Source organism: Corallococcus sicarius, from assembly GCF_003611735.1.
Taxonomy (GTDB): domain Bacteria; phylum Myxococcota; class Myxococcia; order Myxococcales; family Myxococcaceae; genus Corallococcus; species Corallococcus sicarius.
Window position 1 is genome coordinate 1 of sequence record NZ_RAWG01000110.1, and the last position, 13,898, is coordinate 13,898.

Sequence of the window (13,898 nt, forward strand, 5' to 3'; positions counted from 1 at the left end):
GGGATCCCCGGGGCGCTGGGGGTGAAGCTGGCCCACCCGGACAAGACCGTCATCGGCTTCACCGGGGATGGCGGGAGCATGTACACCATCCAGGCCCTCTGGACGGCGGCGCGCCACGGCATCGGCGCGAAGTTCGTGGTGTGCAACAACGGGGGCTACCGGCTGCTCGACCTCAACCTCCTCGAGTACTGGAAGGAGCGCGGCATCCCCGAGCACCCGTTCCCCAGCTCCTTCGACCTGTCCCGTCCGGCACTCCACTTCGTGGAGCTCGCGCGCTCGCTGGGAGTGCCCGCCGTCCGGGTGAGCACGGAGCAGGAGATCGGTCCCGCGCTCGACCTGGCCCTGTCGGCCTCGGGCCCGTTCCTCATCGACTGGGTGCTCCCGCACGCGCCCGCGGCCCCGAGCGTGGACCGCCGCTGCGGGCAGTGAGCCCCGTGTGAAACACAGATGAAAAGCGGGGCCAGGACCGGGGAGACCGGTCCTGGCCCCTGTCGTTTCAGCGAGCCAGCCGCTGGAAGACGACAATGCCCCGCGCGGGGAGGACGACCCTCAGCGCGTCTCCCGACGGGAGGAGCGTCGCCCCGAGGTTGCCGACGTTGCTCCCCCCATACGGCTCCGCGTCGCTGTTGAAGACCTCCTTCCAGGCGCCCGCGCCGAGCCGGGGGCTCACGAGTTCATGGCCCTGGGAGAACGGCGCGTCGTTGAGGCTCGCGACCACGAGGAACTCCTCCGCCCCGCTCCAGCGGCGGAAGGCGAGGACGCGGTTGACGTCGTGCACGACGAGCACCTCGAGGTCGCGCGACCGCAGCGCGGCCTGGCCCAATCGCAGACGGATGAGTTCCTGGTAGTACCGGAAGAGGTGCTGTCCCCTCCCCTCGCGCAGCCCCAGGAGATCCTCCCGCTGGCTCACGAAGGTGTCATACCGGTAGTCATTGGCGGCGCCGACCTCCTCCCCCATGAGGAACAGGGGCGTGCCCGCCGCGAGCACGGAGAGGCCGAAGACGGTCCGGCAGCGCGCTTCCGCGGCCCGGAGCACGTCGCCCTGGAGCTGGGCCGCGTTGGCGGCGAGCACGAGCGTCCGCCGCGTCCCCTCCCCATTGCCGGCCTCGTCGTGGGACTCGTGGTAGACGACCTTCTTCTGCCCCGTTCGCGCCAGCACGTCGGCGAAGGTGCCCATGGCCAGCGGCTCGCCCCCGCCCCTGCCGGAGGTCCAGAGCAGCTTGGCGAACTCCATCCCCCGCGTCGGGCCGCCAATGAGGTGGTGGTAGAAGTCGGCGTACCACGCGGCGTCGAAGCCCAGGCCGCCCTCCGACACCGGGGTGGTCACCGAATCCCAGCCGGAGTGGTCCTCCGCCATGAGCATCACCCCCGGGCGGATGAGGCGCAGGGTGCGGCACCACTCCCGGAGGAACCGCGCCCCGGCGATGTTCGTCCGGGAGGCCGGCTGCCCGTTGGCGTGGAGGACGTTGTAGCTGTGGATGCACGTCGTCTGGTCCACGCGGAACCCGTCGATGTGGAACTCCTCCATCAGGCAGACGGCGCTGCTGGTGAAGAGCGCGCGGACCATCTCCTCGTGGAAGCGGGGGGCGTACCCCGTTGACTGGTTGTCGATGTACCCACCGTGCCCTGGCGTGGCCGTCGCGCCGGGCTGCGCCGCCGCCCGCTCGTAGTCGGGGTAGTGCTCGGGGCGGCCCTCGTACCAGTAGTAGAGGTTGTCCGGGTGCGCGTTGGAGTCATACATCCACTGCGCCCGGTCGGCGTCCGGGTGGTAGTGATTGTAGACGACGTCCATGATGACAGCGATTCCGCGGCGGTGGCACTCGCGCACGAAGTGCTTGAGCTGGTCGCGCCCGCCGCCCGCGTATTCAATCGCGAAGTAGTGCGTGGTGGCGTACCCCCAGTTCGGCAGGCCGCCGAACTCGGACATCGGGAGCAGCTCGACGGCGTTGACGCCGAGCGCCTCCAGGTGGTCGAGCAGCGCCACCGCGTCCGCCAGGGTGCCCGCCCCGTCCTTCCCGAAGCCGAGCGCTCCGACGTGCAGCTCGTAGAGGACCAGGTCCTCCACGCGCGTGGGCACGGGCCGCCCGGGGCGGAACTCGTCGCGCCAGAACTCCTCCTCCGGGAGGAACTCCTGCTCGGGCCAGCGCGGCTCGGAGAAGTGTGTCGTCACCGTGTCGGGGTCCACCACCACGGAGCAGCTCACGGTGGCGTTCACCTCCAGCCGGCTCCCCGCGGAGGGCCTGCCCCGGGGATTGGAGGTCCCCCGTCCCAGCTGGCAGCGCGAGTAGAGGTCGGTCCTGTAGACGACCTGTCCGTCCGCCCTGGTGACCCTGAACATGTAGGGCTGGAAGCGGAGCCGCTCGAACTCCAGGGCGCCAGGGCCCTCCGGGGACGTCTCCCAGACGCCCCCCTCCTTGCGGACCATGGGCAGCACCGGGAGCGTGGGCGACAGGCCCGTCCCGTCATCGGCGATGTAGCCGCCCTCCTGCGTGCCGAACACCACCTCGACCTGCCTTGCATTGGGAGCCCAGACCGCGAAGCGCGCCAGCGGCCGGGCCGCTCCCGGGGCGAAGTGCTTCTGGGCGCCGAGGCGGCGGCCCTGCGTGAGGAAGTAGCGCTCGCACGAGGGCTCGGAGCGGAGCACGAAGCCGCGCACCGGCTCGGGCGCGACGGGATCGCGGAGTTCGGCCGGGATGCCCCACAGGTCCTCCCCACCGGGCCCGTCCACGCGGACGCCCCACAGGAAGCATTTTCCCACCTCGGAGCTGTCAAAGGAGAGGGTGGCGCGGAAGCAGGGGCAGCCATCCTCCGCGATGGCCGGCTCCATGAGGATGACCGACCAGGTGTCGGAGGCGCGTCCCCGCGCGTCCCAGCTCCCGGTGAGGCGGACATTTCGAAAGACTTCTCGTTTCAATCCCGTGCGGTATTCGAACTGGACGGAGGTGGGCATGCGAGTTCCCTTGTCTGGAGGAAGGAGTGGCAGAGCCCATGGAGCCGCTGTCCCGGAGGCGTGATGGCGCCCCGCGCGGTCCGCACGCCGTCCATCACAACGCCTGTCGCGAAGCTCCATGGAGGCGCCACCCGGAGGTGACTGGTGCATCCACGAGCAGAGCCCCCACTGCCTGCCCTCCCCAAGGGCCCCACGCTCCGCTCCATCGAGAGCGAGCATCATCAGGAGCGCCGGGCCACCTGGACCGAGCTCTTCTTCGACGTGGTGTATGTCGTGGCCATCGCGCGGGTCGCGCATGAGCTGAAGCAGGACCCGACGCTTCCGGGCGCCGCCGCCTTCGCGGGCCTCTTCGTCCTCGTGTGGTGGTCGTGGATTGGCGTCACCATCTACGAGGACCGGTTCGACGCGGATGACACCGCCGACAGGCTGCTGCTCGCCCTCCAGATGCTGGGGGTGGCAGCGCTCGCCGTGCAGATCCACGACGGGGTGGGCGTCAACGCGCCCGGCCTGGCGCTGGCCTACTGCGGGCTGCGGCTGCTGCTCATCCTCCTCTACGCGCGAGCCTGGCGGCACATCCCGGAGGCGCGGCCCCTGGCGGCCCGGTACATGGCGGGCTTCTCGCTCGCGCTGCTGCCGTGGCTCGCCTCGGTCTTCGTCCCGCCCCCGCTGCGCTTCTGCCTCTGGGCGGCCGGCATCGCCATCGACCTGCTCACCCCGCTGACCGCCCGCCCCCTGCAGGGGGCGCTGCCGCTGAGTTCGTCGCACATGCCCGAGCGCTTCGGCCTGTTCACCATCATCGTGCTGGGCGAGTCGGTGGCCGCGGTGGTGGGCGGCGTGGCTGGACAGCACTGGGCTGCCACCTCCGTGCTGACCGCCGTGCTGTCCTTCGTCTTCGCCTTCGCGATGGGGTGGCTCTACTTCGACAACGTGAAGCACGCCACCGTCAACCCGGGGCGGCGCTCGGCACATGCCTGGGTGTACACCCACCTCCTCCTGATGATGGGCCTGACGGCGAGCGGGGCGGGCGCGGAGATGCTCATCGCGACCCCACCTGGGGAGCCCGTCAGTGCCGCTGCGCGGTGGCTCTTCTGCTCCGCCACCGCCAGCTGCTTCGCCGCGTTCGCGGTCATCCAGCGCACCACGGCGTGCTCGCCCGACCAGCAGCCGCGGCGCGCCCCCCGGCCCGGGATGCTGCTGGTGGCATCGGGAACGATGCTGCTCATCGGCCTCGGTGGTGACCGGCTCTCCCCCTTCCTGCTGACCGGGGGTGCGGGCGCGCTTGCCGCCTTCCAGCTCGTCGCGCACCACCAGAGGCGAGCGCACGCACGGCGGGGGCTGGAATGAGCAGGGGCCTCCCGCTAGGCGCGGGTTTCCGAGAGCGCGATGAGCCCTTCCTCGATGGCCAGGGCGCGCAACTGGGCCTTGAGCCGCTGGAACTGCTGGCGCAGCGCCGTCGCCTTGCGGGCCCGCTGCTCGCTCGTCATCGACTCGTCGGAGTCCGACATCGCCCGCACCACCTCCGGCCAGGAGAGCTTCTGATCCACCCGGAGCACCAGGAGCTTCTGCTGTTCGGGATCCAGCCGCTCGTAAAGCGCGCGGAAGCGGTCCTTGACGGTGCTGCGCTGCCAGGGGCTCGTGGTGGAGCGCCGCGGCGCGGAGCGCGCGGAGATGGCGGACAGGCTGACGTGCCGGTGCCGCACGGCGGGCGCGTTCAGCACCTTGAAGCAGACGTTGCGCGCCATGCGCTGCGACCAGGTCCGGAAGGAGCTCTCCCACCGGAAATCCGGCAGCCCCTTGAGGAGGGACTCACAGAAGAGGCCGAAGGCCTCCTGGGCCTGGGTCTCGTCCCGGAGGATGGCGCCCATGAGCCGGCGAAGCTCAGGCCCGTAGCCGAGCAGCGCCTGTTCGACGGCGCGGTTGTACTCGCCTCGAACGCAAAGCGCGTGAAGCTCGTCTTCCAAGCGGTTTCTTTCATCTATTTGCACGTCAGGTCCCCTTCTTCTCTCAATCCTTCTCAAGAAGATGGAGACGGAGTGCCGGGCGCGCCTTTGTGACGTGCTCCAGGACGTCCTTGAGCCTGCTGCTCGCCGTTCATCACAGTGAGGGGGGCCGGGGTCTACTGAAGAGAGAGGGATGGCGCGCGATTCAGACCGTCTCCTCGCGAAAGGAAGATCCCGCCATGATCACCATTCTCCTCGTTGATGATGAAGTCGAAGTCCTTGATGTCTATTCCGACCTTCTCGAGTCGATGGGTCATAGCGTCCTTCGAGCGAGCGACGGCCTGCAGGCCCTGGAGGTGGCCCGGCGGCGGCATCCTGATCTGGTGGTGACGGACTGGATGATGCCGCGCATGAACGGCGTGGAACTGTGTGGCGAGCTCGTCCGGGAGCAGGAGCTCCGGGACCTCCCCATCATCATGCACAGCTCCTCCGGCAATCCCCACGCGCCCGGTGTCGTGGCCTTCCTCCCCAAGTCCGGCGATCTGGAACGGTTCGAGGAGGTGGTGACGCGGACGCTGGACACCACGCGGCAGCGGACGCAGCAGGTCTGTCCCCCTTCGGCGGGCCTCCAGCAACAGTTGCACCGCGCTTCCCAGCCGCTCTCGGCCGTCCGGTGTGGGCGCCGGCATCCACCCGATGCTCCAGCTACTCTCCGAAGCCCCGCACCTGCACGGGGGCGGCGTTCTTGCCCCAGGCCCACACGGTGCCGTCCTGCTGCACGGCAACACCGTGGTCCCTGCCGCAGTCCGTTGAATCACCCGTCCCGTGGTGCGCGTGGGAATTGTCTGGAGCGCCGGCGGAGGTGGGGCGGGCACCTTCGCCAAGGCAAGCAACTGAGCCAGCGAGGTGGCCTCGACGTCCCTGTACGCCGCTCTGGGATATGGCGAAGGTTTGTCGGGTGATGCGCTGATTGCCGCAGGCGCAGTGATGGCCGAGGTCCGCCAGGTGGCTCCGACCCTGGAAGCGCTGGGAGCGTTGCGGCAGCGAGCGTTGTTCCAGCCGTCGTCCGGTCGCTCCAAGCGCTGAGCAGGAGCGCTTCGGAGGTCTACTTCTTCGGCATCCGGACGGTGGGGCCCGGGGGCAGCTTGGGGGCGCCCTTGGCCTTGAAGCTGGCACCGGCCGCGGACTTCATCGCGGTCGCGGGCGCGCTTCCCAGCTGGGCGCGCGGTGACGCGGCGGTGGTCGGCTGCTGGATGGGCGCGACGGGACGGGTCGTGGCCGGCTTGCGCTCCGCCGTGCGCCGGGTCTGCGGGCTCATCGTCTTCATGGGGTGGCTCCTTCGACAGACACCGTGAGCTTCATGGGCGCGGACCTGGGATGCGTCCTGCGGGGATGCCTTCCAACTTCAGGGGCAGGCCGGGCGAGGCCGGGACTTGCAGCTCCACCAGTCCTCCTGCTCCGGTGAGATGCAGTTCCGTGCCCACTTCCAGGCGGCACCCCACCGCGGGACGTCCTGCCTGGTCCTGTGCCACCAGCCGACGTCGGTCATCACTCACCACCACCGAGGGCCTTCGCAGCGCGACCTGCGCTTGCGCGATGAGCACGCAGCGCTGGCCCTTCACGCTCGCCCGGACGTGGGCGCGGACGCGGGCCACTTCGGGCGCGTTGCCTTCGGGCGGCTTCGCCAGGAGCGTGGCCCGGGGGGATGGGGCTCCTGGCAGCACCGCGCCCTCCCAGAGCGCTTCAAAGCCTTCATCCAGCCCCACCGCCGCGAGCGACAACACCATCCGCACCGGCTCCGCGCCGAGCCAGATTTCGTCCGGTGCGACGATGGCCACCTCTGGTTCCAGTTGGATTTCCGCGAGCCAGCTCCAGCGCTCGCTCAGCACGTCCGCGAGCCACCCGGCTTCTTCCGGGGACATGCGGGTCAGGGCCTTCTCCAGATGCACGGGATCCGCCAGCCGCTGGAGCGCGGCGGCGCCGTCCTTGAAACGTGCGTGCTCCAGCAGGCCGTCGAGCTGCCCCGGGAGGTGCTTCGACATCGAGCGCAGCAACTGGCCCAACCGCTGCCGGGGAGGAAGGTCGCTCATCCTCGCCTCCGCCAGAGCGACCGACCTGTCATCCGTCTGCGCAATCGCTGCTCGGCTTGCTGGAGTGTTTGCTTGTCCTCGCGCGTGACCCGACGTCCGTTCACGAAGAAGGCCCGTGCGCCTGTGTCCAATTCGGGCTCCGGCACTTCGGCCCACTGCGGCTCTTCGTCGAACAGCACATCCACGGTTGGCGCTTCGATTCGTGGCGGAGGTGGGACCAGCGTGTTCACTTCGATGTGCACCGGTCCCAATGCGGGACGACCCGCGCGCCTGGCTGGAACCGGCAGGGACTCCAGCGTCGCCTCCCGGTGGGACTGCGCAGGGGACCGTGATGCGTTCGCCGTGGGTCGTGCGGGCTGGTCGCCAGTGCGTGGATTGCTCGGGAGTGACGGGGTGGGTCGTGGGCCTGGCACGAGCGGCAGGTCGGCACTCAGCGCGAGGCGCCGACTTCGCTGACGGGGCACAGGGGCCGCAGAGGGACCGGACTCGACAGGACGCACCAACGGTTCGCGAGAGACAGAATTGGGAACCCGATGGCGACGCGTGGCCTCTTCCGGCACGCGTGCGCGCGCAGGCCGACGTGCAGGATCCCTCTCGATTCCTTCGATGGAAGGGCGCGGCACTCGGGTCCTCCTCCGAGGCAGTGGTGCTTCTGCCAGTTCGGCCATGAGCGTCTGGGCTTCGACCACCCGCGCGTCTGGCCCCGTCGGATCCGGACGGGCATGCGTTGGAGGCGGGAGATCCCGCCCTTGGGCTGGATGCCGTGATGGGGGCGCTCCGATTGCTTCCTTGCTCACGTCAGGAACACCGTCGACAGGAATGGGGCCGCGCGCTGGTGCCTGCTTCACGTCGCGGACGTCGGTCGTCTCTTCACGCGGCTTCTGAGCCTCCGGCATCCGTGCCGTCATCGACTCCGGACGCGGAACACGGCGACGCGTGCGCGCAGGAGGAATTGTCTGAGATGGGTTCCTGGCCTGAAGCGGCTGCATGAGCGCAGGGGCACTCTTCGACACGGCATTGCGTGGAGCCGACGACGGCGCGGACCTGGGCGCCGACGCGAGCGGCGCGGCCTTCGCTGCACGGCCCCCCTCCTCTCCTCGCCCCTGCGACGTGGGCGTCGGCAGCGGAGGTGGGAGGGGCGGCTCGACCTTGAAGCTGCCGCCCTCCCCTCGCTCCAGCGGGTGGAGCACCCGGTCCAGCTCCGTGAGCATCGCGGCCACCGCGAAGAGGTCATCGCGCGGTTCACTCATGTCGGACCTCCCAACCACCCCTTGAGCACCGAAACCGCGACCCGCAGCTCCGGATCCCGCAGCACCGTCTTCGTCACGCCACCGTCCTGCACGGTCACGTTCGCCGTCCCTGGATCCAGCTCGATGGGCAGCATCACCCCGGTGGCGAGGCTCGGGCCTCCGAAGCCCTGGAAGTCGCGCCGCAGCGTCACGCCACGCACCAGCGTCCTGGGCAACTGCAGGTCCCGGAGCGTGATGACCACCACCTCCTCATCGTCCCCGCAGCACAGCGGCGTGGGTGTCACCGTCGTCGCATCGTCGGCTCGGGCCGCCGCGCCCGTGCGCACATCCACCGTGTCCACCTGCGCCACGCCCTGCCACCAGGTGCCCTCGTCGTCCGCGCCGCGCACCAGCAACAACTCCCCCGGACGCGCGACCGGCACGGGCTTCGTCGAACCCGACGTGCTCTCCAGCGGCATCCCGTCCAGGAACAGCCGCGTCGCGCCCACCTCCACCGGAGGCACCAGCGCGAACGTCTTGCCCGGGTACGGCGCGGCCACCGCCGGAGGCACCAGTCCCAGCGCACCACCGCCCTGCCCCAGCACCAGCGCCAGCCTCGTCCCCAGGGAGATGGTCTCCTGCACCACGCCATCCGCCTGCGGTCCCGCCGCCGCGCGCCCTTCCAGCAACTCCTGCGTGCTCAGCGACACCGTGCTCCCGTCCACCGGCGTCCCGCTCCGCACCATTCCCGCCACCCCCGGCAGCTTCGCGTCCGCCGCGATGGACACATTCAGGGGCGCGATGCGCAGCCGCTTGTCTCCAGGTGTCCCGCCCTTCACCTCCCAGCCCAGGACGAGCGCCAGCGTGGGCCGCTCTCCTCTCACATGCGCCACATGCCCTGCCTGCACCTTCCCCAGGTCCGCACCAGGCGACACCGACAGCGCCGTCGCCTGCGTGGGTGTGTCCTTCACCACCGTCACCGCGCCCACCAACGGAATCCCCGTGGACGTCCCCGCGAGCACCCGCGTCAGGCTGTCGCAGAACGGCGTCAACACCTGGCGCAACAGCGGCGCCAGCGCGGTGCGGTTGCGCACGTCGAACCATCGCTGGCGGAACACCCAGTGGAAGCGCAGCGACCACTCCAGCGTCCGCAGCATCCGCAGCGAGCCGTCCGGGTACGCCAGCCGCGCCGCCACCGCCTCTTCCATCCCCGTCCCCGCCGCGACGTCCAGCAACGTCATCTCCAGGGAGAGCTGCCCGGGAACTCCGGGTGCGTCCGCCCGGCGCAGCGTCGTCTTGAGCGAGTTCAGCGCCGACGTGGACTGCGTGGCGGTGCGCGGGGGCTGGAGCGCCGTGGCCACCGTGCCGTAGTCCGTCGCCTGTCCCTGCAGTGAATCCGCCGCGCGCTGGAGCGCCTCCGTCAGCGACACGTCCGCGCCCTGCTCCTCCACGGTGGTCTTCGCCTGGAGCAGCACGTTCCGGTCCGACTGACACTCGCTCTGGCGGGACGAGGCCCCCACCGCCACCGCGTCGAAGTCGCTGGCGGACGAGCCGACCGTCAACGCATCGAACTGACTGCTCAACGAGACCGTCTCCGCCGAGGTCGTCAACTGGTCCCGGCGCTCGGTGCGCAGCGCGCTCCACGTCTTCATCTCCGCGATCCCGCTCTCCGCGGCGTCACGGCGCTGGTCGGTGCTGAAGAGCCCCGCGTCGATGGCGTCCGGCACGAGGCCGCTCGCCACCAGCGGCCCGAAGTCATACGTGGGCACGCGCACTGCCACCTCGCCCCCGTGCTTCTCGTCGCGGAACGCGAACAGCGTCACGCTGCCCGCGAGCAGCGCGTTGCCCGTGAGCTTCCCGTCGCCGTCCGCGCCGATGGTGCCCACCGCGAACTCCAGCTCCTCCACGCCCGGCAATCGCGCCTCCCCTCCCGCGAGCGACGCGGCGGACAGCGCGGGCAGCCCCTCACCCCGGGGGGCACTCGCCAGGGCCGGCGACAGCGCGAGCCCCGTCGCGCGACCACGGGCCCGCTCGATGACGCTGAACACGGGCAACAGCGCGCACATCGTCTGCACGTGCGGCGCGTCCTGCTCCGCGACGCCGTCCACCCGGTCCAGGAAGGCGTCCAGCTGCTTCCAGGCCGCCTGCCAGCCATCCAGCTCCATGCTCAGGCGCTTCACCGCGCTCACGGGCCGCTTCCTTTCTTCGGCGTGTCCGCGACGGGCGGAGCGGGGCTCGGTGCACGCTCGGACGGCCCAGGCCCGCCGTACCCCATCGCCAGGGAGCGACTGCCCCGGCGCTGCGCCAGCTTCGTCGCGGCGATGCCGGCCTCGACGTTCTTCAGCGTGGGCAGCTGGCCCTTTGCCTGCTCCATCGCCTCCACCAGCTCAGAGCGTGCCCGGCGCGCGCCCTCCACCAGCTCCTGGGGCGTGCGTCCCACCGCCGCCGCGAAGCCCTCCGGCGCGTCCTCCAGCGCCTCCACGAACGCGTCCGCCTGCGTCTGGCTCGCCGTCTTGAGGTTGCCCCAGGCGTCCTTCACCTCGTTGCCGCTCGCCTCCAGGACCTCCAGCACCTTGCTGTCCGCGAGCTGCTGCCCCACGTCCTCCAGCGTGAGGTTGCCTTCGGCCAGCTCCATCGCGGCGGACAGGCCCAGCAGCTCCCACAGCAGCGCGGCCTTCGCCAGGTTGGGCCCCGACGCCAGCAGGCAGATGCCGCCCACGTAGCCGCCCGGAGGCCGGTTCTTCGCCGTGAGGAACGCCTGCTTCAGCCCCGCCACGCCGCTCCGCGAGGACACCGTCAGCGCGTACATGCCCGCGGACTTGAGCGCGTCCAGCAGGTCGATGATGGCCTGCACCGCCTGCGCCATCTTCATCAACACCTGCACCTTGTCCTGCATCGCGCTGGCCAGGCTCTTGATGAGCCCCGCGAGGTTGTCCACGGACAAGAGCAGCGACTTGAGCGCCTCCGGGAGGATGAGGAGCTTCTCCAGGTCCGGGAACAGGTCGCGCATGCGCGCCGACTTCCAGTCCGGCTTCACCGACCTGCCGCGCGCCCGGCTGCGGCGCGGATCCAACGCACCCTTGGGATACTTCTCGAATGCCCTCTTGAAGGCGCTGATGTTGAACAGCTTGCCCATCAGGTAGAGCGCCTGCCGGAGCGCGTCCAGCGACGGCGCCGCCATCACGATGAACACCGCCTGCACCGGCGCGCCGTCCGTCACCGTGGGGCGCGCGTCGTCGCCCGGATCATCGAAGGACGCGGTGAAGCGGCTCGCCCAACGCGAGAAGGCATCCGGCGTCACCGGCGGACGCTCCAGCGCGTTGCCCGCCTTGAAGTCCTTCGGCAGGTCCGGGATGAAGCCCGTCTCCACGAGGTTCGTCTCCGTGGGGCCGATGCCCGGCGCGTCCGCGTAGAGGGACGCGCCCGCGTTGAGCAGGTCGTCGATGATGTCCTTGAGCAGCGCGTAGGCCGCGAGGATGAGCGCCCGGAACGGATCCGCCAGCCCCAGCAGGATGGCCGCCAGCGCCTGGAGCAGCGCCTGCACGAACTGGAGCACCGCGATGATGACCTGGAGCGGCGGCTGGACGATGCCGACCAGCTGCTCCAACCCCGGTGGCGCCGCGAGCACCAGCGGCCTCCAGGACGGGCCCCCCGCCGCCCCGCCCGACGTGCCGGTGCCGTCGCCGCCCTCGGCCTCGTCCAGGGCTTGCGCCAGCTCCTTGCAGCACACCTCCAGCGCGCTGTGGAGTTCAGCGAAAGCGGCGTCGGTGGGGTCGGCCACGCGCGTCCTCCCGGGTGCGTTGCTCCAGCTCCAGCATCTTCTCCAGCCGGTCGGCGTCCTGCGCCACGCCCACCGCCGCCGCCTGGAGCAGCAGGGCCTTCACCTCTTCCAGCCGCTCCCTCAACACGGATGCGTCCAGGGGACTCCAGTCAGGTGCCTTCATCGCGTCACCCGATCGGCATGCGCTTGACGAAGCCGAAGTAGGACCAGTCCAGCATCGGCGTCATCGCGGCCCACACGTCCAGCAGCGGCCCGTACGCGGCCACCGTCATCGGGTTCACCGCCTTGAGGATCTGCGCCAGCATCGTGAAGTGGATGGCCAGCCCGTCCCCCAGCACCATCGGCGACACCGCGGAGATGCCGCCCACCTGGCACATGCCCAGCATCGTGTTGATGGACACGTTGCCCATCAGCGCGTCGATGGAGATGGCGTTGAGCGAAGGGCCCGGGATGTCCGGCATCGTCGCGGCGATCTTCACCGCCTTGCCCGCGGCGATCTGCGCGTTGCCGCCGGACGTCACGCCATAGCCGCCCACCGCCGTCTCCTGCGACGCGCCGGACACGATGCGCGTGTGGCCGCCCTGGATGCGGTCCTCGCGCGGGCCTCCCACTATCTCCTTCAGGCCCGATCCCCCCACCACGCGCGAGTACCCCGCCACCTCCACCTTCTCCGTCAGCGAGCCCGTCACCTTCAGCGTCACGTCCCCGCCCACGGTGCGCGTGTGGCTGCCATCCACCGTCTCATCCTGGAGCCCCGCCACCTCCAGCCGATCATCGCCGTCCACCTCCGCGGAGCGGTTGCCCTCGTTCACCGTGCGCTCGTTGCTGATGAGCTGATCCAGCCCCTCCGCCGACAGGATGATGCGGTTGCCCTGCCGGTCGTGGATCTCCACGCGCGCGGACTCCGGCCGGTCGTCCAGGACGATGTAGTGGCCCGTGGCGGACTTGAGCATCCGCACGCCCGGCACCGCCGTCTGCGGCGGGTAGTCATGCTTGGGCACCTCGCTGCCGTCCGGCGCCACGCGCGCGGTGGAGTCCGGCTGGCCCAGGTCGGAGAGCTTCGGCTCGCCCCACCACATGCCGCTCCAGATGGGCTGGGACAGGTCGCCTGCCTCGAACTCCACCCAGACGCCGGCGCCCACGTCCGGCACCACGAAGAGGCCCTGGTCGGGGCCCGCGTAGGGCGTGCACGGCATGGCCCAGCCGGTGGCGACGTCGCTCATCAGCCGGGGCACCACGCACTGGATGCGCCCCAGGTTCAGCGGGTCCTGCACGTTCGTGACGTAGCCGCGGTACTTGCCGAAGTAGCGGCTCTCCGTCCGTTCGATGAGCTGTTGCAGGAGTTGTTCAATCATCGCGCGCTCCCCAAATCATTGTCCTCGTCGTACTGGCGCACGCCGGAGACATCCGAGAGGTTGATGTACACAGGCGTGGTGCCGTCCGGCCCCGTGAGGTGGACGACGTCATCGATGAGCTCCACCACCAGGCCCACGTACACCTGGCCGAGCGTGGTGAAGAGGTAGCAGCGCTGCCCCATGCTGGCCTCGAGCAGCTTGCGCATCAGTCCTCCAACGCCTGCACCAGCCGCGTGGCCAGCTTCGAGCGCGTGTCCACCCAGGCCCCCACCTCGCGCTGCCGCTCGGCGGCGAGCTTGCGGCGTGCGGCGCGCACCAGGTCCTGGAGCGTCACCGGCGCGGTCGGCACGGGCGGCAGGCGGGAGATGCGCACGTCCATCGCCTGGAGCACCGCCAGGTCCAGCTCCAGCTTCACCTGCGTGCTGGCGAGCTTCTCCAGCGTCGCGGCCTTCGCGTCCAGCGCATCCGGCGTGGTGGAGAGGGTGACTTCGGGCAGCGCTTCACGCTGGAGGGCGACACGGCCACTGAGGGCGAAGGCATCAGGCATGGTGGG

13 protein-coding genes and 1 pseudogene are annotated in these 13,898 nt (G+C 70.3%); 3 read left to right on the forward strand and 11 right to left on the reverse strand.

Annotation, left to right across the window (positions count from 1 at the left end):
* Positions 1 to 429, forward strand: a 429-nt coding sequence (locus D7X12_RS18560) for a thiamine pyrophosphate-dependent enzyme (protein ID WP_244224627.1), incomplete at its 5' end; no start/stop codon positions are given.
* 67 nt (positions 430 to 496) lie between these two features.
* On the opposite strand, the gene D7X12_RS18565 is transcribed toward D7X12_RS18560, so the two are convergent.
* Positions 497 to 2,950 carry an alpha-amylase family glycosyl hydrolase gene (locus D7X12_RS18565; protein ID WP_120626606.1) on the reverse strand — a complete coding sequence of 818 codons (2,454 nt, stop codon included), beginning with the start codon at positions 2,948 to 2,950 and terminating at the stop codon, positions 497 to 499.
* Positions 2,951 to 3,094: 144 nt separating this feature from the next.
* Between D7X12_RS18565 and D7X12_RS18570 the strand changes: the two genes are divergently transcribed.
* Positions 3,095 to 4,294, forward strand: a complete 1,200-nt coding sequence (locus D7X12_RS18570) for a low temperature requirement protein A (RefSeq protein ID WP_158620072.1) — start codon at positions 3,095 to 3,097, stop codon at positions 4,292 to 4,294.
* A gap of 14 nt (positions 4,295 to 4,308) precedes the next feature.
* Here D7X12_RS18570 and D7X12_RS18575 read toward each other — a convergent pair whose 3' ends face one another.
* Positions 4,309 to 4,911 carry an RNA polymerase sigma factor gene (locus D7X12_RS18575; protein ID WP_244224628.1) on the reverse strand — a complete coding sequence of 201 codons (603 nt, stop codon included), beginning with the start codon at positions 4,909 to 4,911 and terminating at the stop codon, positions 4,309 to 4,311.
* 287 nt (positions 4,912 to 5,198) lie between these two features.
* Here D7X12_RS18575 and D7X12_RS45375 point away from each other — a divergent pair.
* Positions 5,199 to 5,330 (forward strand): annotated as a pseudogene (locus tag D7X12_RS45375) (response regulator); the annotation flags it as partial.
* A 265-nt stretch (positions 5,331 to 5,595) separates the two neighbouring features.
* On the opposite strand, the gene D7X12_RS45070 reads toward D7X12_RS45375, so the two are convergent.
* From D7X12_RS45070 to D7X12_RS18620, 9 genes are all read right to left on the reverse strand, one after another.
* Positions 5,596 to 6,066: an RCC1-like domain-containing protein gene (locus D7X12_RS45070; RefSeq protein ID WP_120626619.1), complete on the reverse strand. Its 471-nt coding sequence runs from the start codon at positions 6,064 to 6,066 to the stop codon at positions 5,596 to 5,598.
* The gene (locus D7X12_RS18590) at positions 5,996 to 6,217 is read right to left on the reverse strand and encodes a hypothetical protein (RefSeq protein WP_120626609.1); all 222 of its coding nucleotides are present in this window, start codon (positions 6,215 to 6,217) and stop codon (positions 5,996 to 5,998) included. Before D7X12_RS18590 ends, D7X12_RS45070 begins: the two co-directional genes overlap by 71 nt.
* Positions 6,218 to 6,248: 31 nt before the next feature.
* Complete coding sequence (locus tag D7X12_RS18595; protein ID WP_120626610.1) at positions 6,249 to 6,980, reverse strand: hypothetical protein; 732 nt, start codon at positions 6,978 to 6,980, stop codon at positions 6,249 to 6,251.
* 1,246 nt (positions 6,981 to 8,226) lie between these two features.
* On the reverse strand, positions 8,227 to 10,398 hold the full coding sequence (locus D7X12_RS18600) for a hypothetical protein (RefSeq protein WP_120626611.1): 2,172 nt from the start codon (positions 10,396 to 10,398) through the stop codon (positions 8,227 to 8,229).
* Positions 10,395 to 11,990, reverse strand: coding sequence for a hypothetical protein (locus D7X12_RS18605; RefSeq protein ID WP_120626612.1), 1,596 nt, complete (start codon positions 11,988 to 11,990; stop codon positions 10,395 to 10,397). The genes D7X12_RS18600 and D7X12_RS18605 overlap by 4 nt, the downstream gene beginning before the upstream one ends.
* Entirely contained in the window at positions 11,959 to 12,153 is a 195-nt protein-coding gene (locus tag D7X12_RS42465; RefSeq protein WP_147443715.1) for a hypothetical protein, read from the reverse strand. Before D7X12_RS42465 ends, D7X12_RS18605 begins: the two co-directional genes overlap by 32 nt.
* Before the next feature lie 4 nt (positions 12,154 to 12,157).
* Positions 12,158 to 13,345: a phage baseplate assembly protein V gene (locus tag D7X12_RS18610; protein ID WP_120626613.1), complete on the reverse strand. Its 1,188-nt coding sequence runs from the start codon at positions 13,343 to 13,345 to the stop codon at positions 12,158 to 12,160.
* Positions 13,342 to 13,551, reverse strand: a complete 210-nt coding sequence (locus D7X12_RS18615) for a hypothetical protein (protein WP_120615345.1) — start codon at positions 13,549 to 13,551, stop codon at positions 13,342 to 13,344. The genes D7X12_RS18610 and D7X12_RS18615 overlap by 4 nt, the downstream gene beginning before the upstream one ends.
* Entirely contained in the window at positions 13,551 to 13,892 is a 342-nt protein-coding gene (locus tag D7X12_RS18620; protein ID WP_120626614.1) for a hypothetical protein, read from the reverse strand. The genes D7X12_RS18615 and D7X12_RS18620 overlap by 1 nt, the downstream gene beginning before the upstream one ends.
* Between the last annotated feature and the right edge of the window lie 6 nt (positions 13,893 to 13,898).

Coding starts and splice junctions, on each gene's coding strand:
- D7X12_RS18565 (WP_120626606.1), bottom strand. CDS start 2,950: ATGCCCACCTCCGTCCAGTTCGAATACCGCACGGGATTGAAACGAGAA.
- D7X12_RS18590 (WP_120626609.1), bottom strand. CDS start 6,217: ATGAAGACGATGAGCCCGCAGACCCGGCGCACGGCGGAGCGCAAGCCG.
- D7X12_RS18595 (WP_120626610.1), bottom strand. CDS start 6,980: ATGAGCGACCTTCCTCCCCGGCAGCGGTTGGGCCAGTTGCTGCGCTCG.
- D7X12_RS42465 (WP_147443715.1), bottom strand. CDS start 12,153: ATGAAGGCACCTGACTGGAGTCCCCTGGACGCATCCGTGTTGAGGGAG.
- D7X12_RS18610 (WP_120626613.1), bottom strand. CDS start 13,345: ATGATTGAACAACTCCTGCAACAGCTCATCGAACGGACGGAGAGCCGC.
- D7X12_RS18615 (WP_120615345.1), bottom strand. CDS start 13,551: ATGCGCAAGCTGCTCGAGGCCAGCATGGGGCAGCGCTGCTACCTCTTC.
- D7X12_RS18620 (WP_120626614.1), bottom strand. CDS start 13,892: ATGCCTGATGCCTTCGCCCTCAGTGGCCGTGTCGCCCTCCAGCGTGAA.